This is a genomic window from Vibrio sp. 1731, assembly GCF_033339955.1.
Taxonomy (GTDB): Bacteria; Pseudomonadota; Gammaproteobacteria; order Enterobacterales; family Vibrionaceae; genus Vibrio; species Vibrio alginolyticus.
The window spans coordinates 78,032-97,925 of the sequence record NZ_JAWOVO010000012.1 but is presented as its reverse complement, the minus strand read 5'-3'; the positions used below and the strand labels follow the sequence as shown (position 1 = coordinate 97,925).

At 44.5% G+C, this 19,894-nt stretch carries 15 protein-coding genes and 1 pseudogene; 11 read left to right on the top strand and 5 right to left on the bottom strand.

The features are described 5' to 3' along the window. Positions 1-50 precede the first annotated feature (50 nt). From R7035_RS15165 to R7035_RS15155, 3 genes are all read left to right on the top strand, one after another. Positions 51-719 carry a response regulator transcription factor gene (locus R7035_RS15165; protein WP_025767686.1) on the top strand — a complete coding sequence of 223 codons (669 nt, stop codon included), beginning with the start codon at positions 51-53 and terminating at the stop codon, positions 717-719. Further along, positions 691-1,932 carry a sensor histidine kinase gene (locus R7035_RS15160; RefSeq protein WP_262579369.1) on the top strand — a complete coding sequence of 414 codons (1,242 nt, stop codon included), beginning with the start codon at positions 691-693 and terminating at the stop codon, positions 1,930-1,932. The genes R7035_RS15165 and R7035_RS15160 overlap by 29 nt, the downstream gene beginning before the upstream one ends. Before the next feature lie 137 nt (positions 1,933-2,069). Further along, positions 2,070-2,999: an SRPBCC family protein gene (locus R7035_RS15155; RefSeq protein WP_136976422.1), complete on the top strand. Its 930-nt coding sequence runs from the start codon at positions 2,070-2,072 to the stop codon at positions 2,997-2,999. Positions 3,000-3,145: 146 nt separating this feature from the next. Here the strand turns inward: R7035_RS15155 and R7035_RS15150 are convergent, their stop codons facing one another. The 5 genes from R7035_RS15150 to R7035_RS15130 form a co-directional block, all read right to left on the bottom strand. Next, complete coding sequence (locus R7035_RS15150) at positions 3,146-3,601, bottom strand: hypothetical protein (protein WP_025767689.1); 456 nt, start codon at positions 3,599-3,601, stop codon at positions 3,146-3,148. Positions 3,602-3,613: 12 nt separating this feature from the next. Next, positions 3,614-5,392 (bottom strand): S8 family peptidase, encoded by a 1,779-nt coding sequence (locus R7035_RS15145; RefSeq protein ID WP_256900973.1) that lies wholly within the window; start codon positions 5,390-5,392, stop codon positions 3,614-3,616. Positions 5,393-5,640: 248 nt separating this feature from the next. Further along, positions 5,641-5,982 carry a hypothetical protein gene (locus R7035_RS15140; protein ID WP_136976420.1) on the bottom strand — a complete coding sequence of 114 codons (342 nt, stop codon included), beginning with the start codon at positions 5,980-5,982 and terminating at the stop codon, positions 5,641-5,643. A 10-nt stretch (positions 5,983-5,992) separates the two neighbouring features. Next, entirely contained in the window at positions 5,993-7,906 is a 1,914-nt protein-coding gene (locus R7035_RS15135; protein WP_318146178.1) for a tetratricopeptide repeat-containing diguanylate cyclase, read from the bottom strand. Between the two features lie 610 nt (positions 7,907-8,516). Then, positions 8,517-9,773: an aromatic amino acid transport family protein gene (locus tag R7035_RS15130; protein WP_017820237.1), complete on the bottom strand. Its 1,257-nt coding sequence runs from the start codon at positions 9,771-9,773 to the stop codon at positions 8,517-8,519. Positions 9,774-10,152: 379 nt separating this feature from the next. Here R7035_RS15130 and R7035_RS15125 point away from each other — a divergent pair, with 379 nt between their 5' ends. From R7035_RS15125 to R7035_RS15090, 8 genes and pseudogenes are all read left to right on the top strand, one after another. Further along, positions 10,153-10,587, top strand: a complete 435-nt coding sequence (locus R7035_RS15125) for a GNAT family N-acetyltransferase (protein ID WP_017634213.1) — start codon at positions 10,153-10,155, stop codon at positions 10,585-10,587. A 292-nt stretch (positions 10,588-10,879) separates the two neighbouring features. After that, complete coding sequence (locus R7035_RS15120) at positions 10,880-13,543, top strand: nitrate reductase (protein ID WP_186585250.1); 2,664 nt, start codon at positions 10,880-10,882, stop codon at positions 13,541-13,543. A gap of 20 nt (positions 13,544-13,563) precedes the next feature. Further along, positions 13,564-14,469: a uroporphyrinogen-III C-methyltransferase gene (cobA, locus tag R7035_RS15115; RefSeq protein ID WP_017634211.1), complete on the top strand. Its 906-nt coding sequence runs from the start codon at positions 13,564-13,566 to the stop codon at positions 14,467-14,469. Beyond that, positions 14,466-15,419 (top strand): annotated as a pseudogene (locus R7035_RS15110) (glycosyl transferase family protein). Before cobA ends, R7035_RS15110 begins: the two are co-directional and overlap by 4 nt. A gap of 229 nt (positions 15,420-15,648) precedes the next feature. Next, the gene (locus R7035_RS15105) at positions 15,649-16,566 is read left to right on the top strand and encodes a dienelactone hydrolase family protein (protein WP_009704599.1); all 918 of its coding nucleotides are present in this window, start codon (positions 15,649-15,651) and stop codon (positions 16,564-16,566) included. Positions 16,567-16,639: 73 nt separating this feature from the next. After that, on the top strand, positions 16,640-17,221 hold the full coding sequence (locus R7035_RS15100; RefSeq protein WP_012842515.1) for an ANTAR domain-containing response regulator: 582 nt from the start codon (positions 16,640-16,642) through the stop codon (positions 17,219-17,221). A 265-nt stretch (positions 17,222-17,486) separates the two neighbouring features. Then, entirely contained in the window at positions 17,487-18,851 is a 1,365-nt protein-coding gene (locus R7035_RS15095; protein ID WP_130545592.1) for a CmpA/NrtA family ABC transporter substrate-binding protein, read from the top strand. Between the two features lie 72 nt (positions 18,852-18,923). Then, positions 18,924-19,889: an ABC transporter permease gene (locus tag R7035_RS15090; RefSeq protein WP_053303689.1), complete on the top strand. Its 966-nt coding sequence runs from the start codon at positions 18,924-18,926 to the stop codon at positions 19,887-19,889. The last annotated feature ends 5 nt before the right edge of the window (positions 19,890-19,894 follow it).

The following is a 19,894-nucleotide window of genomic DNA, read 5'->3' as shown; positions in this document are numbered from 1 at the left end:
CTGTATCTTATTGGGCATATCGTGAAGAGATCGTGAAGAAATGTGATTTTATGAAAATTTTAATTGTAGATGACAACCATAACGTCTCGGAGACGATTGCAGACTATCTTGAGCTCGAAGGCATGATTATCGATTGTGCGTTTCATGGAGAGGCTGCGATTAAGTTAATCGAGGAAAATCATTACGATGTAATTATCATGGATATCATGATGCCGAAGCTCGATGGCATCAGTACGGTACAGAAGCTTCGACAAGATAAGTTATGTGGAACGCCAATTCTCTTCCTAACGGCAAAAGATACGCTAGATGACAAAATCGCGGCTTTTAAAGCGGGGGGAGATGACTATTTAATGAAGCCATTTGCGATGGAAGAGCTCAGTTTGCGTGTTCATGCTTTGGCTAATCGTGGTCCAAGACAAGATATCGGAACGCTCAAATTTGCAGATATTTGTTTAGATGCGCGTACAGGAAAAGTAACGAGAAAAGACAAAGAAATTAAGCTGAGTCGAATTCAAACTAAAATTTTAAAATTGCTCCTCCAACGTGCTCCAGCAGCGGTCTCGCGCACAGAAGTGATCGATAGTGTGTGGGGAGACGAACCACCTGGAAGTGATGCACTTCGTAGCCATATTTATGGTTTAAGAACCGCACTAGACAAAGGTTTTGAAGAATCACGATTAGAGACTATTCATGGACAAGGTTACCGACTTAAAGCATAACGAATATCCAAGCATTTATCGCAAGATCCGTTGGGGTTTTGGGGTCATGACGTTTGTGATGTTTACTCTTTTTTGGTCGCTGATTTATGTGGCAGAAAACAAACTTGAAGTGCTGAGTTTACATCACTGGCTTGATACTGAAGCGGCGCTTTATAGTGAGAATTTCGAGAAACAGGGCTGGGATGCGCCATTGCCAAACGTATTGGAGTTCAACTCATATTGGAGTGAAGCTCCGACACCGGATTGGTTGCTCTCTTTTACTTCGCCCGGTTTTTACGAATATCTGCTTGGTGAAGAAGACAAACACTTCGTCGTATTGAAACACCCCTCAGGGAAGGGGCTTATGTACATTGTATTTCAAGATGACTCCGATGATTACCTCGACGAATACGAAAGCTCGCTGCATCAGTTTACGCTACTGCTCGGTGGCTTATTTTCATTTGTTATGGTCGGGTATGGCATTTATATGGTGCGAATATTGTCTCGACCACTAGCGCAAATCGAAGAAAAAATTAGCCAAATGTCACCGGATCAACCCGCTTTCCAAGTTGAAACTAAGTTCAGCGAAACACGCCAGATAGAGCAAACTTTGCTGGATAATAAAAACGATATCGCGGGCTATTTCAAACGAGAGCAAGAATTTAGCCGTTTTGCATCGCATGAGTTGAGAACGCCAATCATGGTGATTAAAGGCTCAACAGACATTCTGACGCGTATTCCTGACCAACCTCGAGTTGCGCAAAAAGCCATCACGAGGATGCAGTCAGCTTGTGACGAAATGCGTGTACTGACAGAAGCGTTTCTCTTACTTGGTAAAGAGAAAATAGAGCCTCAGCATTACGGAGAGCATCAGCTTCTCACTTGTTTACAAAAACAGTTGGAAGAGCTAGCGCCTTTATTTGCCAAGCAAGATTCGAATTACGCTTTGCACGAACAACATAGTGGTGTAGTGAAGGCACCAGAGAGTTTTGTGACCATTGTTATCAACAATCTGATTAAAAACGCCTTTAGCTATAGTGTGGGAGATATTGAAATTGAGTTGAAAGGTCATGCGCTTAAGATCCTAAACCGTCACGATGGCAACGAGACGTACAACGCTGGTTATGGTTGTGGGCTTGTTATCGTACAACGAATATGTGAACGGATGGGGTGGGCGTTAGTACTGGACGATGATGGTATTCGATTTAGTGCAAAAGTGGAGTTCTGCTCTTAGCTTTGCGCGTATTGATTCAAGTGAGAATTAACGATCTGGATTTTTCTTGTCGTACGCATCTAACCCGCAGTCAAACAAGAAAAAACTGGAATTTGAATTAGACTGAAGTTAGTGAAGCGGAAACTCGAGGAACCGTTATGCTCTCTTATCAGGTCAGCCGAAATATTGAAATTAATAAGAATCAAAGTGAAATTATTGGCTATCTCAAGAACTTCAATAACTGGCCCAGCTGGTCACCATGGATCATTCTTGAACCAAGCTGCGAGCTGACATTCAGTGATAATCAGGGCCACGTTGGAGCTGGTTATCAATGGAATGGTCAGCGTATTGGGACTGGCGCGATTGTACTGGAAAGTACTCAAGAGCATCGATTAGATATGGAGCTGCATTTCTTTCGCCCAATCAAGAGCCATGGAAAGGTGACTCTAATCGTGACGCCGTCACAAAATGGCTGTTTAGTCGAATGGCAAATGCAATCTCGCGTCCCTTGGTATCTGTTCTTTCTGAAAAGTATGTTTAAGTCGATGATAGAGATGGATTATCAACGTGGGTTACGCATGCTCAAAAGTAAGCTTGAAACCGGAAGAGTGCATTCAGACTTAGTCGAAATAGGTAACCGAACGTTGCCTCAAATTCATTACATTGGGATCAAGGGTGTGGCTAGCTTGCAGGAATTAGGTTCGGTAATTGAGAAGCATGTTCAGCAACTAGAACAGTTAATTAGTGACGAAACCCTATCCGTGAATGGTGAATTGTTTTGTTATTACCAGTCGATGGATATGCAGAAAGGAACATTCGAGTTTATCACTTGCTTTCCTCTTCATAACTCAGTATCAGCGCCTCAAGGGGCGGTTACCGGTACCATTCCTGAGAGTGAAACATTTGTCGTTGAACACCGAGGTGAATATCAGTTTTTGGGAAATGCATGGGCTTTAGCGATGAACTTGGTTCGTCAGAGTGGTATGAAAGTCAAAACCAGTCCTTTAGGAATCGAACGCTATCTGAATAGCCCGAAGGAAACCACGGAAGAAGAGCTAAGAACGGAAATTATTTTGTTTAAGAAATGACAGGCGCAGGCGAGTAGGGTGTTTAGGTATCATACTGGTTATGCGAAATGTTATTAAAGAATAATAGCCTATCTGTTCCTACCCATAAAAATGCCTCAGCAATCGCTGAGGCATGGTTTTACAGGCCAACTTCTCTTGTTAGAGAATTATTGTGCACGGTATTTACCGCTGTTTAGTTCAATTTTAGACGCTTTTACCCGGCTGTCTGCATTTAGGTAGTCGCTAATACTTAGCAGATCTTGATCTTGAGATGCTTTTAACACCGCTGATTCCCCCTCTGCGAAGATAACTTCTAATTTTAACTCTTTGGCGACTGCTTTCGCTTCGTTAGGATTGTTTACGGTGATATAAACCAGCCCTGTGGCTTTGGATACGTTACTAAACGCATTCTTAAACACCTCATCACCCGCTTGAAGTTTTACGTCTTCAGATAGGGTTCTAACAGTGCCAGTTTGCACTTTTCGATAATCTTGGCCATTAATCTCAACCGCTTCTGATGGCACAAACAGTTCTGGTGCAGGTTGTTGAGAGAGCTGTTGCTCAGCGTATACACTCGACGTCATGATAACGAGAGCCAGCATAGAAAATGATTTGTATTTCATGTTATTGACTCCTTAGTGTCCAAATATGCGCATCGACCAGTTCTTAATAACACCGGGCTGAGCGTTGTTTGCCATCGGAACGTCATAGATGGTGGAAGAGTTGAAATATGCAATGTAAGAATAGACTTCATCGCCGTTCGTATCTATTGCTCGCAACGTCCATTCGCCTTTTGCATCTTCGCCATAAAATTGGTTAGACAACATTAATTGATCTTTGTAGCCTGTAATCGTTGGATCAAGAGATTGACCAACAAGACCATTGCGCGGTGTTTGCAAAACGGAACGAGTCCCTGATGGCGAAATGAGCTCGATAGCTAAGTCGGGCAGACGAGCGTGGTCCAGTGTCAATGTCACTTGAACGGATTCGACTGTCAGCTCATCGGCAATGGCGATACTTGAAGAACCACCAACTAGACTTGCATCGGGTACACTTACTTCTGTAGCGTTATTAACCCATGGCGTAATGACTTGAGTTGGCAAAACACGATTCGTCATCCGGGCACGTTGCATCGCTTCATCTAAATCTACAGCGCCGAAGCCATAAAAAGTATGGAAATCTACGCCTGCTGCATTTTTCTGCCAAGGGGCAATGGCCTCGTAGCTAACCTGTTCGCCTTTATGGTTAGTAAATTCAAGCTGTACGCCTGGATGCGCTTTATCCGTTACTTTTGCTGTCTCCGCTAGTAAAGCACGTACATCACGAGCAGAAAGTGCGTGGTTGGTTGACATGATTGCCGCGATGGCACCCGATGTGTTTGGCGCAGCCGATGAGGTTCCGTTCATCGTACTGGTATAGTTACAGTTCGGATCGAGCTCCGTTCCGCCGTGTAACCCATTAATGCCAAGGCCATCACTGGTATTTTGCCCTTCTTCACAACCCATTAAATCAGTGGTGACCATAGCAGGGAAATCTTGCCCATATTCACCTGCTGGTGCTGCAACCCACACGTTCGAACCCACAGATGAGTAACTCGCTCTCGTACCATCCGCTCGCAGTGCACTAGTGACTAAATTGAAGTAATTGGCGTTATCATAAGACTGAGCAGAGTTGTGCATCGGTAAGCCTTGATTGTCTCCACCAGCAAAGAAGTTACTTGGCAATACGAAGAATCGCCCTGCATTGAAATAACGGTAACCATTACCTGCTGACTTTACAAATACAGCACCTCGACCCCAGGCGTTACTCTCGCTGACGTTTTTCATCACGTCCATTTCAAGTTTTAGTTGAGGGTCGCTTTCATCAAAAGTAATCGGGTTTATAGGGCTGAAACCGTAACTTTGGTTAAATACGCGAACATCACGTGTTGCTGGGTCCATGCCATGGGAGATTAACCAACCTTCTAATGTCTGGTTGGCTAACCAGTTAAAACCAATGAGGGAAGAGTGAGAAGCGACACCGCGTCCGCCTTTACCGTTGTTGCCGACGGCGCTAATCAAACCGGCTACAGCAGTGCCATGACCATTAGTATCAACCGGATAACTTGGTGGGAATGAAGAGTCTTCGACGAAGTTTCTGCTACCTGTAACTATATTACCTGCAAGGTCGGGGTGATCGATCTGCACTCCAGAATCAATGACGGCAACTTTCACACCAACACCTGCAATCCCCATTGCCTGAGTGAGCTTAGTGTTTAAGTCGTTCCCAGCAACAGCAGGATTAGCCGCAAACGCAGTTTGCCCCGTGTTGTCTAAGTGCCATTGTTCAGAATAGAGTGGATCAAACGCCGAGACGGCAGGTGCAATGCCTACTGCCAACATAGCAGCAAATAGGCGATTAATGCGTATTTCCATTTTTGACCTCATGTCTTTGTTTGGAATTTTTTAGTTCCTGTTTCATATTCCGCTAACAGGAACAAACAAAGCTAACGACAAAGAATAAGGACGAAAACCATTTACAACTTGTTTACATTAAAAGTTCGATGGACAACATAAGTCTTTGTTAATTTACTGAAACCATGAGGTTTTTATATGTCGCATCGAGCATGCGTGAAAAGTGAAAAGCAGAAAATACGAGTGTACCGTCTGCTTCAAGAGGGGAGTTATTTAGTTGAAGCGGGTTGAATAGTTGCCATTGGTTTCTTAGATTCGGCTTTTTCCTTAGGCAGCACGTTATCAATCCACTTTTTAATGTACAACTTATCGAATTCTTTATCACACCACTTTTTGTTTAATCCACGTCGATTGAACTCAGCACCAATCGCCACTTTGGTTTGGTTGGTTGCACGGTTGTAGTAGAGAGTTTCACATAGTTGAGTGTTACTCATTTGCTGGGCATATACATTGACACTGCTGCTGCGCATTCCCAGTTGAGATGCTTGCTGATTACTACACGCCATAAGAAATAGAGGCGCAAAAGTAATAATGATTAGATTTTTTTTCATGTGTGCTTTTTTATGATGTAGGATGAATGATGAACTGGTTTCTACCAGCTTGCTTCGCATCATACAAAGCTTGGTCTGCCAAGAAAAACCACTGATCCCATTCTTGTTTAATTGTTTGTGCCGACAGTTTGTCCACTGCTCCAAGGGAAATTGTCGCGCTTAATGGTTTAGAGTCAACCACCAATGGCGTGTTTTCAACAGTATATCTCAATCGCTCCAAAAACTTAGTGCAATCTTCGGCTCGCTGTACTTCGAATAATAGGACAAACTCTTCTCCACCCCAACGAATGAGTAGGTCACCAGAGCGGGTGGATTCGTTAAATAGCGTGGCAATATGAGTCAGCATTTTATCGCCAATATCGTGTCCATATTGATCATTAACGGTTTTGAAATGATCGACATCTAAAACGGCTAAGGCAAATGTTCTATCTGGGCTTCTACGAGCCATTTTGTCCAACCAAATGTGAAGATAGCGACGGTTATGCAGTTGAGTTAATGGATCGGTAGTATTTTCTTGAGTGAGTGCTTTATTAATACGTCTAACGCGCAGTACGTAACGAAAACCAACGACTCCAATTGCCGCAATAGCGATAAAGTAGAACATTTCTCGATAGCGCTGTGAACGCAGTTCAGAGGCTTGTAGCGCATTTTTTGTTTCTAGCAATTTGAGTTCTTTCTGGGCTAACTTAGCTTCGAGGTCAAACTTAATGTTAATCATCTCTTCACCATGAATATGATGAGAAAACTCAGCCTCTAGCTCTCTTAATTGGGTTAAATAATGAAAAGCCGCTTCATAGTCATTAAGAATTTGATGAGCGTTTACCAGTACCGAAAGCATATCAATACGCTGACGCAGCTCTAATTCACTGGTTGATTTGGTTTGTTCTAGAACGTTAAGTGCTGTTGTAATAGCTTTATCGTATTGTTTGTTTGCGAGGTAAGCCTCTGCAAATGCCTCGTAACAAGACGTTTTTAGCATTTCTAGATTTTTGGGAATGGGCAGGTCTACGCAACGCTGTGCGACCATTAATGCATCATCAATTTTTCCTACCGAGCTCAACATTTGTGAAAAGCTGGATAAAGAGTGGTGCTTGACTGTGTCCGACCCCGTTTGCATTGAAAGTCGAATGGCTTCATTGAAATAATATTCCGCTTTTTTGTTATCTCCGAGGCTCGAGTGAACGATGCTAAGGTTTGCGTAGATAACCCCCATAAAAAAGCTATTATCGTATTGATATTCGCTCTCTAGGTAAGTGTCGAGAGCTTGCGTTAGGTAACTGTTGGCCCGAGCCCAATCTGATGCATCGATGTAGACCGTCCCAATGTTGTTCAGTGTCATCGCGACTTGTATTTCAAATACTGTTTTTTCTAATAACTCATAGGCATTGCGATAATATTTTAGGCCACTGCGTAGTTGATTTCGAGATACTTCTAGATTGCCTAACCAGCGGTAAGCACGGCCTTCTAATGCTAGATAACCAAGATCACGGGCTGTAGAAACAACGTCATGGAGTAACAATTCTGCGTTCCAGTTATCGTCTTGCTCAATCATTGTTACAGCCTTATTGAGCTGTGCTTCAGCGACGACCCATTCCAAATGGTGCTTTTTACCGAATTCGATTAAATCGGGCATATCTTTCGGTAATGGAACACCTTCGTAACGCTTAAGGTACTTTCGTGCAAAGTAATACAGAGCAAGAGACTCTGCTGATGCATTCTGTGGCGTATTTAACTCATCTTTTTGAATTGATCGCGGCTTACCCATCGAGCGAAAGTAGAGTTTTAACATGGGCTTGCTTTCTGCTGAAATGTGTTCTTCCAGATAAGCTTGCTTTTCGGTACTCGCCAGTACGTTGGTCGGATGCAAGAAAAGTCCAAGTGCAGTACAAAGTGCGCAAGCCAGTTTTTTAATTGAGAAGTGCATGAGCGTATTAATAAAATGTGATCTCTTAACCGAATACCAGTTAAGTCTACCATTTCTTGTTGGTTAAGTGCGGATGGATTCCCAGTAGTAAAGTGTTTTGGGAGTGAGAGACGAGAAGGCTCTCTATAATATTACGATTTATAAAACAAAATCTATTGAAAACTTATGCAATGATTAGACGATGGTATAGACAAGGTAACGATGACAGGTAGGCGAGCATATTGGGTGGACTCAATCTAATGATTTAAACCGCGGATTCATCGCTCAAAATCAGGGCGAAGTGTAAAAAATTACGTTTATGTCATAAATATTTAATGTTTGTATGGGTTGTTAAAAAACTGGATATTAGACATAGTGTTATTAAGCCAATAAAAAATGGCTTTTATAATAAATAGGAGATTAACTATGCATAATGAAATGATTCAACCTTCGCACTTCGGCATTATCGGCCGTACCTGCATCGCTTCAGTACTTATGATTGCGGGTGTTTTCGCTCTTATTTAAGAGTCAAGGGTAACGATGATTACCTTTTAAAGAGTAAGAAAATTCAGGGAATCACCTTAACCTTGTGTAAGGTATTCCCCTGAAAATCCAAGCTAGTCTTTAGTTATTAGCTGAAGAAGCTAAAAATCAATGCACTTACCGCCACAATGCCTGCTGCTAGAACAAAGTAAGTAGAGACATTTCCTCGATATTGTTTCATCGCCTCGATTTTATACACCGCTAACATTGGCATAATAAATAAGATCATTGCAATAACAGGCCCTGACAATGCTTCCATCATACCAAGAATACTTGGGTTCATGATCGCGGCCGCCCAGATTGAGAAGAACAGTGCTGCCACGCTGATACGATCAACACGCTTCTCAGATAGGTTAAAATGCTTGTTAATTAAACCATTTAAGCTTTCACGCGCACCTAAAAAATGCCCAAGGAAAGATGAAGTGATAGCAACAAACGCTACTAAAGGACCAAGTGTTGCAATAAATGGATTATCGGTTGCGTTCGCTAAGTAAGACAATACGGATACGTTTTGTTCTTTTGCTTGAGCCAATTGTTCAGGTGACAGTGTTAGTACACAGGAAAATACAAAAATAAGAACAAAGGCAATCAGCATAATGCTAGTGCGACGAAGAATAACTTCGGATTTGGCATCTGCCTGCTTACCGTAATGGCGACGTTGTACATTTGCAAAGCTTGAAATTGCAGCTGCGTGACTAAACGAGAAAATCACTACAGGAACTGCTAACCACATAGTGCTAGCAAAAGCTGACGCTTCTGGCACATCCATGACAGGCATGGTCCAGTTCGGTATTAAGTAAAATGATAGAAAGGCAAGAATGGCAACAAGTGGGAACACCATGATGGCAAAGGCCCGTAGCATTACTTTTTCACCCGCCATCATAATAGCAATTAGTGCAAACACTAGTACGCCAGAAAGCAAAGGTCTAGGTAAAGAAGCCATATCAGCCTGATTTACCATGAAGCTATCTACTGTGTTTGTTATTCCAACCCCATATATCAACAGGATCGGGAAGATCGAAAGAAAATACAGCAGTGAAATAGAACGACCTGCTTTTGCGCCGAAGTGCTCTTCCACTACATCAGTGAAGTCTGCGTTTTTGATCTTAGAAGATAGTACAAAACGAGCTAAGCCACGGTGCGCAAGATAGGTCATTGGAAAAGCAAGTACTGCCATCGCGACTAAAGGCCAAAAACCACCAATCCCAAGGTTAATTGGCAGAAACAGGATGCCTGCGCCAACGGCTGTTCCAAATAGGCTAAGAACCCAATGTGTATCATGTTTTGACCAAGCTGTGGTTGTGTTTATTTCACTAGGATTTAAGGCATTTCGAGATTCTTTCACTTTAAAACTCGCTTTTATAAAAATAATAATGCTGAAAATGGTAAAGGTTTTAGTGTTTATTATCACACGCGAAGCTTGGTGAATAATGCTGTGAATTTGGGGTGGTTGTAAATTATCCAACTATGAATTTTTCAATAAACCAGAATAAAGTTCTTAAATGTAATGCATTTAATGGTTATATGTATTGAAATTTTCATCTTGTGTGGTTTTTGATTTTGCGGTTAAAACTTAATCACAGATGTATGTTCTAAGTGAGTTAGGCCTAATTTTCAGGAAGAATATTACATTTCTTAAGCACTTAATTGAGATGTTTGTGTCCCGTCATTTAGATGAGATTTAGGTATACTGCTGCCATTCATGTTAAAGAAGGAGTCATTGAATGGACATCTTGTCTGCGCAAAAAGAGGACTTATTTGCCATATATAAGCTCGAAAATACTTTATTTGGAGAACACGCCTATCCTCAATTTTTCTTTCGGCAAGCTTTTGATTGTTGGGGAGAGAGTTTACTGGTAGCAAAAGAGGGAGAGCAGGTCGCAGGGTATATATTGCTAACGACTAGCACAAATGCACATCAATATTGGATCATGTCATTGGCCGTCGATATTCAACATAGAGGTAAAGGTATTGCGCGTTCCCTCCTAGAAAACGTTATTGCGTCGTTGACGTTAGGCTCAAGCGTGAAATTGACTGTCGATCCTAAGAACCAACCTGCATTGTCTTTATACCTCTCCCTTGGCTTTAAAACGTTAGAAGAAGAAGCGCATTATTTTGGTGACGAAGAATCCAGGTTAGTTATGGAATTAGTAAAGTAATACTGCACGATAATGACCGAAATTTGCACACAATCAGTGCGTAGCATTACGTTGCTATAATTGGTTTTAAGCTAACCCTTTGTATGGTAAGGGTTTTTAATCTTGGCACCTCACTTGCTTTACATAAACGTTCATCGATAACTCGATGCGCCGCTCTTAATAGCAGGCGAGAGCGGTATAGGGTATTACTTTTTGAAAATGTACTAACAGCGTTAAAGGCATTGCTGCCTCTCTCGATTCGGGAGAGGCTTTTTTTTGCTAGTAAGTTGGGCTGAATCGCACTGGAGGTGTTATGTCGCAAGGATGCAAAAAAACCACTTGTCCCTATTGTGGTGTTGGATGTGGTGTCGAGGTCAATACGAAAGGAATCGTTGGGGATGTGTGTCATCCTGCAAATGCGGGATCACTGTGCGTGAAGGGTGTCGCGCTGGCAGAGAGCTTGAATATGCCTTCGCGCTTGTTGTATCCAAAGCTTGTCACCAAGCAACGACCTCAAGGGCAAGAGGTGCAATGGCAACAAGCCACGGATCTGATTGCTGAAAAGATTCATCAAGCGAAAGCGGAGTTTGGACCGGATTCCATCGCGATGTACGTGTCAGGGCAGTTGTTAACGGAAGACTATTACGTCGCCAACAAACTCATGAAAGGCTATGTTGGCAGCGCAAACATCGATACGAACTCGCGTTTGTGTATGTCTTCGGCGGTTGCGGCTCATGTACGAGCATTTGGTGAAGATGTCGTTCCCGTCAATTACGACGATATTGATAAGACTGAGCTATTGATCATTTGCGGTGCTAATACCGCTTGGACGCACCCTGTTTTATTCCGACGTATTCAACAAGCGAGAGAAAACAATCCTAACCTCAAGCTGGTGGTCATTGACCCGCGTGAAACGGTCACCGCACAGCAAGCGGATTTGCATCTACCGATTAAAAACGATGGTGATGTGTCACTCTTCAATGGGCTGCTCAAGTTTCTTATTGAACAACAATTGATTGATTCTGAATACATAAATTCTTATACCGACGGATTTAATGCACTTAGAGAAGAAGTTTCTGATTTGCGTTACGATGTCACTAATTTGACGTCTTCCATTGGCATTTCAGAAGAAAAACTCACGACATTCTTCCAATGGTTTGCGCAAAGCCCAACCGCAATTACGTTGTTTTGCCAAGGGGTAAACCAAGCCGAAAATGGCGTCGACAAAGGCAATGCAATCATTAATGCACACTTGGCGACGGGTAAAATTGCCAAGTCAGGTTGTGGGCCGTTTTCTATTACAGGTCAGCCCAATGCGATGGGTGGGCGAGAAGTCGGTGGATTGGCAAACCAGTTAGCGGTTCATCGTGCTTTTGACGCAAAGTCTATAAAGCAAGTGCAGGCGTTTTGGGATTCACCAGAAATTGCCACTCAGCCCGGTTTAAAAGCTGTTGAACTGTTTGAGGCGGTAGAACGTGGTGAGATTAAAGTTCTCTGGATCATGGCAACCAATCCTGTTGTCTCTTTGCCAGATAACCAATTGGTAAAACGTGCACTAGAGATTTGTCCGTTTGTGATTGTTTCCGATATCACAGCGGATTCGGATGTAGCGCATTACGCGGACCTATTGCTACCCGCCGCTGGCTGGGGGGAGAAGCAAGGCATGGTGACCAATTCTGAGCGTCGACTTTCAAGGCAGCGCCAGTTTCAAACGCCTCCCGGTGAAGCAAAATCAGATTGGTGGGCGATAAGCCAAGTTGGGCAAGCTCTGTGTGCATTGGAAAAGACACAAAATGGCTTTGCGTTTACTTCTGAGCGGGCGGTATTCAGGGAATATGCCGCGATGACAGGCATGAATGCAGATTCGCCATTGAAGCTAGATCTTTCTCAATACGCCAACTTAACCGAGCAAGAATACGAAGAGTGGGTGCCGACACAATGGGGAGGAGAGCGCCCTTTTGCTGATGGCGTCTATTCACACCCAGATGGAAAAGCGCGTTTTGTCGTGACCAGTGAATCTCCAACGCGCTTAGAAAGAACAAAAGGCTGGTGGCTCAATACGGGCAGGCAACGTGACCAATGGCATACCATGACGCGCACAGGGCATATCGCCCACCTTGCCGCCTCAGAGTTAGAACCAACCGTGTACATGAACACGCTCTCTGCCACTCAAAATCGCTTAAAAGCAGGACAGCTCACCAAGCTGTTTCAGCCTGCTTCAAACACCGGTATTTATGCCAAAGTTGCCATTGATGAAGGTTTGGGTTTTCAGGAGCTGTTTATGTCAATGCACTGGGCGGGTCGATATGGCGGTGAAAGCAGTGTTAATGCGATAGTAAACAGCGCAAAAGACCCTATTTCAGGGCAGCCTGCATTTAAGTCGTCTTATGTTGAAGTGCAAGACGCCGCGGTCAAAACCTACGGTATGTTCATCGGTACACAGTTTGATTCCGGTAAATTTCTCTACAGCGCATTTCAAGCAGAAAGCAATTTGGGCATTTGGCGCTTTGCACATGATAAGCGACCAAAGAAGCAGAGTTTTTGTCGAACGGAAAAGAGCCGCAGAATTACGATAGATATTGTCCAAGGTTGGCTAGCGGTGGACTATGACCTTGTTGGAGACGTGCGTATCATTCGCTCTGTTTTGGTGGTGTCTAGTGAACCGATTCAAACCGACTACACCAACTTTACCGGCTTGATTGGCAAGCCGATGGAGCTATCGCAACTGCTTACCATCACTCAATCGCAAAGCAGTGCCAAACTGGTTTGTAGTTGTTTCCGCGTTACCGATAAACAAATACATGACGCGATGGAGAAACAAGACTGCACGTCAGTGACCCAACTTCAAAACAAACTCAAATGCGGTACTAACTGTGGCTCGTGCGTCTCTCAAATCAAACAAATGGTCGACAGCCATCAGCATCAAAAGGGCAAACAGCAAGCGAACCAGCAAAGTTTGGCTATTCAAATAAAGTAAGTCATAAAGAGGATAAGCACATGGAAGCGCCTTATCAAAAGTCTTGGTTTAAGAAAGGACAAGCGAGTCAGAAACAAGAACGCTCGTCTCGCTTTTCTAAGCATGATCAAGCAAGCAAACTGAACCAACTTTTAGAAGACCATTCACTAGACCTGGACGCGAACCACAAAGGTTTTGTCTCGATTGTCGGAGCAGGGCCGCACGATCCTGACTTGTTAACGGTAAAGGCTGTGAAAGCGATTATGTCGGCAGAGGTACTGTTGTACGACCGTTTGGTTAACAAAGATATTTTGGAGTTGGCTTCGCCACAAGCCGATTGGATTTACGTGGGCAAAAGATGCGGACAACCTAGTATTGGTCAGGAAGAAATTTGTGACTTGATGGTATCGCTCGCTCAACAAGGAAAGCGAGTTGTACGCTTAAAAGGGGGAGATCCTTTTGTATTTGGCCGTGGAGGTGAAGAGGCGTTAGCACTCGTCAAACACTCAATCGCGTACGAAGTCATTCCCGGCATTACCGCTGCGATTGGATGTTCAGCAAACAGCTTGATTCCGCTGACTCATCGTGGCGTTGCTCGTAGCGTTACCTTTGTGACGGGGCAAGTGGTAACAGGCGCATTTGAAGCGTGGAGCCAACTGATGCAAAGCGGACAAACGTTAGTCTTCTATATGGGGTTAGAAAAATCATCGCAAATACAAACGGGTTTAATAGGCTCTGGTTTGAGAGAAGATTTCCCTGTCGCGATCATCACTCATGGTTGCAGCCCTCAACAACAAGTGCACGTTACACAACTCAATCAGCTCAATGATTTATCGATTACACTTAAAGGCGTGAGCCCAGCATTGATTGTGATGGGAGAAGTTGTCAAACTGCGCGAACAACTAATAGAAACCGTACAGTCAGTGACGGAATACGAGGGAATATGAGCAGCATTTTGGAGTGTATTAGAACAGTCGGTCGTGGCGAACGTGGTAGAAAACCACTGAACTTTGACCAAGCGTTTCGAGTTATGGATGAATACCTAAACGGTGAGTGCGATGATGATCAGATGGCGATGTTATTGATGCTGATCCGCGTACAGAACGAGACTCAACAAGAAATCGCTGGCTTTGTGAAAGCATTCCAATCCCGCATGCCTGCTATTGGTGCAGATATTGATTGGCCATGCTATGCGGGCAAACGTGAAGCGGCAGGTCAGCCTTGGCATCTGTTGGCAGCGAAAATCCTTGCCGATAATGGCCACAAAGTGCTGATGCACGGATATCACGACCGTCAATCTGGTCGTTTACACGCTGAAGACTACCTCGACAAATTTGCTATCGAGAAAGCGGAATCAGCAGAAGAAGCAAAGCGTGTCTTAGAAACACAAAACATCGTGTATCTACCGCTCAGCGCATTTGCTCCACAAGCAGAAACCATGATCGGTTGGAAGAATCGTTATGGGCTTAGAACGCCGATTAATACCGTGGTTCGAGCATTGAATCCGGGGCAAGCAACGGTTGGTATTCGTGGTAGCTTCCATCCTGGTTTCCAACAACTTCATGCAGAAGTCGAATACGAGATCGGTCAAACCGCTCACGCTGTTGTGTCATTCAAAGGACAATCGGGTGAGTCAGAATACAACCCGAAAGTAAGCCAAACAGTATGGTTAAGCTAAACAAGCGGCGTGACATCGCACTACTGGACGGAGCAAATGCTGTCTGAGGTGCCAATGCCTGCGAACTGCCCGTTTGGGACGTCAGAAGATGACATGAACCAAATGGCGAATACGGTTCTCGCTACGATGACAGTGATCTTGTTTGCACAAATGCACGACAGGGAAAAAGCATTCGAACGCGCCTTCTCCTACTGGCAAGCCTATTGTGGCCAGCAATAACGCACTATTGTCAATTAATGTAAAACCAACGACGCAAAGTTGTTGAATCTGAATCCATTATCTATTGTTTGAAGAAGGTAAAAGATCCTAGCTCGCCAATGATGTGTTTCACCACCTTGCTCCGTATCAGAGTGGTGAAACCGCAGTTTTAGCCTCAATCGCGTTCGTTTCTCGCTGCGCTTTTGAGAATGAGAAAATCCCATATGGTAAGACACAGAGGACATGGATAATGGTTCTAAAGCATACCACTCCTAGTGAAAAGGCTTCTCACCCGATCCCGCAAGAAGCCTTCGATTGGTACGACGAATACGCCCACGGAAAAATCTCGCGCCGTGAGTTTCTTAATAGGCTGGGTGGTCTTGCTGTGCTTGGCTTTAGCATGACAGCACTGGTCGACGCGCTAACCCCTAATTACGCACTCGCAGAACAAGTTTCATTTAACGATCCTGACATCAAGGCAACGTACGAAACCTTTCCATCTCCAAATGGACATGGAGAAGGTCGCGGCTATTTGGTGATGCCACAGAAGAAGACTTTAAAATCGCCGACTGTGTTGGTGATTCATGAAAACCGAGGTCTGAACCCTTATATCAAAGATGTCGCAAGACGACTTGCAAAAGATGGCTTTATTGCTTTCGCTCCAGACGCACTTTATCCACTCGGCGGCTATCCGGGGAACGACGATGAAGGTCGCGCCATGCAGAAAGAGATGGACAGAGCCAAGATCGAACAAGACTTTATTGCAGCCGCTAACTTCCTCAAACAATACGAGGGTGGCAACGGTAAATTGGGCGCGGTTGGATTCTGCTTCGGTGGATACATTGTCAATATGCTTGCAGCGGTAATGCCTGAAGAGCTCGATGCAGGTGTGCCTTTTTATGGAACACCAGCTGCGCAAGAGATCCAAAAGCAAGTCAAAGGGCCGTTGATGATTCACTTTGCAGGGCTCGATAAGCGTGTTAACGACACATGGCCTGCTTATGAGCAGCAATTGATCGCAACCGACGCACAGTATCAAGCGTTAATGTATGAGAACGTCAACCACGGCTTCCATAACGACTCAACAGCACGCTACGCACCGGAAGAAGCAGCACTCGCTTGGGAGCGCACACTCGGCTTCTTCAAAGAACATCTCGCCTCTAGTTAAAACGCGTCTATTTTAGTTGGCACATTCCTTGTTATGTCTCTCTTAGTGAGTGAGATATAAACAAGGAATGTGCATGACTCAATCAACGTCAAAAACACCCATCATAGTATGTTGTGATAGCCTCCAAGAGCAGGCTCGATTGTCCGGCTTATTGAGCAAAGATTACGACAACATCATCGGTTGCCAATTGGCACAACTAGAAACGTTAATGCAACGAGAACCGTCAGCAAGCGTTGTGGTTGGATGGCAGCAACCAACCGCGGAACTGCGTTTGATCGTCGATTTCTGCCGCAGAAAATCGGCACCACTTCTTATCGTCTTAAAGCAGTTATCATCTAATGATATCAATCGGTTATCAGAAAAAATGGACTATGTGCTCATGCCGCACGATAGTGAGTTTGCGCTTCAGCCTTGGATTGAACATGCGACACTAGTGAGAGCGAAATTCGAAAGTATGCAATCGGAAATTGAATCGCTGACCCATAAGATTGAAGAGCGCAAGCTGGTGGAAAAAGCCAAAGGTCTGCTGATGAAGATGCACAGCGTTGATGAAGAACAGGCTTATAAAGCACTTAGAAATTCAGCCATGCAATCGAGCCAAACGCTCGCACAAGTTGCCAAGAATTTGATAACTACTTTGGAGGTGCTTGATTAGTTGCTCTACCACTTTGGGGTTGGAGTGCGTTTTCTAACGTGGTGCGTGTTGCACTATCAGCAAGCAATAACAGGGAATAACAAACGGCAAGATATACTAACTTATTGTATTTAATGTGAAAAATAAGTTGGCACAGTAATTGGATTAGTAGAGTTGGGTTTATTGTTGAATCGCTTATCTCAATTATCAACGGCGGTAATTGTAGACTTAGCAACGGCGCTACTGCTCTTCGGAGTAGTGGCGCTTTTTTTATGGGAGCAAACCAATGAAATGGAGTTCGATGCTGAAAGTGTCAGCAATTTCGTTATCGGTATTCACCACGGTCAGCGTAAAGGCAGAGTTGGGTGAGCCAGAAATTGAAGACCTGAAGTTTGGTTTTATTAAGTTAACCGATATGGCACCGCTGGCGGTTGCTTATGAGAAAGGCTTTTTTGAAGACGAAGGCTTGTACGTCACTTTAGAAGCGCAAGCAAACTGGAAGGTGCTTTTAGACCGAGTCATCGACGGTGAGCTTGCTGGCGCGCACATGCTTGCTGGTCAGCCATTGGGCGCGACGATTGGTGTCGGCACAAAAGCAGAAGTGATTACCGCGTTCAGTATGGATTTGAACGGCAACGCAATCACGGTTTCCAATGATACTTGGGAGCAGATGAAGCAATACATTCCAAAACAACCAGATGGCAAACCTGTTCACCCAATCAAAGCGGATGCACTGAAGCCTGTGGTCGACAGCTATCTGGATAAAGGCAAACCGTTCAACATGGGCATGGTGTTCCCGGTATCGACGCACAACTATGAGTTGCGATATTGGTTAGCGGCAGGCGGGATTCATCCAGGCTTTTACGCACCAGAATCAGGCGATAACAGTGGCCAGTTGGATGCTGACGTTCTTTTGAGTGTTACACCGCCACCACAAATGCCAGCCACAATGGAAGCGGGCACAATCAAAGGCTACTGCGTTGGCGAACCATGGAACCAACAAGCTGTGTTCAAGGGCATTGGTACACCAGTCGTGACCGATTACGAGATCTGGAAGAACAACCCAGAGAAAGTATTTGGTGTTTCTAAAGCTTGGGCTGAGAAGTATCCAAACACGCACATTCGCGTAGTGAAAGCCTTGATTCGAGCGGCACATTGGTTAGATGAAAACGACAATGCCAACCGCCAAGAGGCAGTGAAGATGCTATCAAAAAGCGAATACGTCGGAGCCGATGCCGAAGTTATCGCCAACTCAATGACGGGCACATTTGAATATGAGAAAGGCGACAAACGAGACGTGCCAGACTTCAACGTTTTCTTCCGTCATAACGCCACGTATCCGTATTACAGCGATGCGATTTGGTATCTGACTCAAATGCGCCGTTGGGGACAAATCTCAAGCGAGAAATCCGATGATTGGTACATGGATGTGGCGAAAGAGGTTTACCGTCCAGATATCTACAAACAAGCAGCTCAAGCGCTAATTGAAGATGGTGTGTTGAGCAAAAAAGACTTCCCAGATTTTAGTGCTGAAGATGGTTTCCGTGCGCCACAAACACACTTTATCGACAACATCGTTTATGACGGTCGCGAGCCAAATAAATATCTAGAGAAGTTCTCTATCGGGCTTAAAGGAAAAGACAAGGTTTAACCATAACGATAAACGCCACAGGCGAGGGAATTCGCTTGTGGCAACAAGGATGTAAATTTCTTAGGAGTGAGTATGTCTAGTAATGTCATTTCCCTGTTTCCTGCTAAGCAGGTAGTGAACCGAAGTCGGCTGGTGCTTTTGCCCGTCATTGGCTTGCTGATCTTTTTGGCAATGTGGCACTTAGCAGCGAGAGAAGTGCAAACTTCATTAGGTACGCTACCGGGACCTGTGCAAACTTTTCAGCAGTTCAGCAACCTTGTCGATGACCATTGGCAAGAGCGAGAAAAGGAACAAGCGTTTATCGAGCGTCAGGAAAAGCGCAATGCTGCGAAGTTAGCGAAGAATCCAGACGCGGAAGTGAAGATTCGTCCTTACACAGGTAAACCGACGTTCTTCGACCAAATCGTGACTAGCTTAGTGACTGTGACCGCGGGCTTTCTGCTGGCGACGATTATCGCGATTCCGCTTGGCATCGTGCTTGGTCTTAATCAAGGGCTGTATCAAGCGTTCAACCCAATCATTCAACTGCTCAAGCCCGTATCACCTTTAGCTTGGCTACCCATCGTTACCATGGTTGTAAGTGCCACTTATGTGAGTGATGACCCGATGTTTGCTAAGTCGTTCATTAACTCTCTGATCACAGTAGCGCTATGTAGCTTATGGCCGACGCTGATTAATACCGCTGTGGGTGTAACGAGCGTTGATAAAGACTTAATCAACGTGAGCAAAGTGCTCCAACTTTCGTGGTGGCAGCACATTCGCACTATCGTTTTACCTTCTGCCATTCCAATGATCTTCACAGGTTTACGTCTCTCTTTAGGTATCGCTTGGATGGTGTTGATTGCGGCAGAAATGCTCGCTCAGAACCCGGGGTTAGGCAAGTTCGTTTGGGATGAATTCCAGAACGGCAGCTCGGCATCATTGGGGCGCATCATGGTGGCAGTCATCACCATTGGTTTTATCGGTTTGATGCTCGATAGAGGCATGCTGCAACTTCAAAAGTGGCTGTCTTGGAATAAACAACAAGCGTTGAGATAAGGGAA

Excerpts from the sequence above, each read along its gene's own strand:
- R7035_RS15105 (WP_009704599.1), top strand. The coding sequence starts at position 15,649 with ATGGTTCTAAAGCATACCACTCCTAGTGAAAAGGCTTCTCACCCGATC.
- R7035_RS15120 (WP_186585250.1), top strand. The coding sequence starts at position 10,880 with ATGTCGCAAGGATGCAAAAAAACCACTTGTCCCTATTGTGGTGTTGGA.
- R7035_RS15165 (WP_025767686.1), top strand. The coding sequence starts at position 51 with ATGAAAATTTTAATTGTAGATGACAACCATAACGTCTCGGAGACGATT.
- cobA (WP_017634211.1), top strand. The coding sequence starts at position 13,564 with ATGGAAGCGCCTTATCAAAAGTCTTGGTTTAAGAAAGGACAAGCGAGT.
- R7035_RS15160 (WP_262579369.1), top strand. The coding sequence starts at position 691 with ATGGACAAGGTTACCGACTTAAAGCATAACGAATATCCAAGCATTTAT.
- R7035_RS15100 (WP_012842515.1), top strand. The coding sequence starts at position 16,640 with ATGACTCAATCAACGTCAAAAACACCCATCATAGTATGTTGTGATAGC.
- R7035_RS15095 (WP_130545592.1), top strand. The coding sequence starts at position 17,487 with ATGAAATGGAGTTCGATGCTGAAAGTGTCAGCAATTTCGTTATCGGTA.
- R7035_RS15125 (WP_017634213.1), top strand. The coding sequence starts at position 10,153 with ATGGACATCTTGTCTGCGCAAAAAGAGGACTTATTTGCCATATATAAG.
- R7035_RS15140 (WP_136976420.1), bottom strand. The coding sequence starts at position 5,982 with ATGAAAAAAAATCTAATCATTATTACTTTTGCGCCTCTATTTCTTATG.
- R7035_RS15155 (WP_136976422.1), top strand. The coding sequence starts at position 2,070 with ATGCTCTCTTATCAGGTCAGCCGAAATATTGAAATTAATAAGAATCAA.
- R7035_RS15150 (WP_025767689.1), bottom strand. The coding sequence starts at position 3,601 with ATGAAATACAAATCATTTTCTATGCTGGCTCTCGTTATCATGACGTCG.
- R7035_RS15135 (WP_318146178.1), bottom strand. The coding sequence starts at position 7,906 with ATGCACTTCTCAATTAAAAAACTGGCTTGCGCACTTTGTACTGCACTT.
- R7035_RS15090 (WP_053303689.1), top strand. The coding sequence starts at position 18,924 with ATGTCTAGTAATGTCATTTCCCTGTTTCCTGCTAAGCAGGTAGTGAAC.
- R7035_RS15145 (WP_256900973.1), bottom strand. The coding sequence starts at position 5,392 with ATGGAAATACGCATTAATCGCCTATTTGCTGCTATGTTGGCAGTAGGC.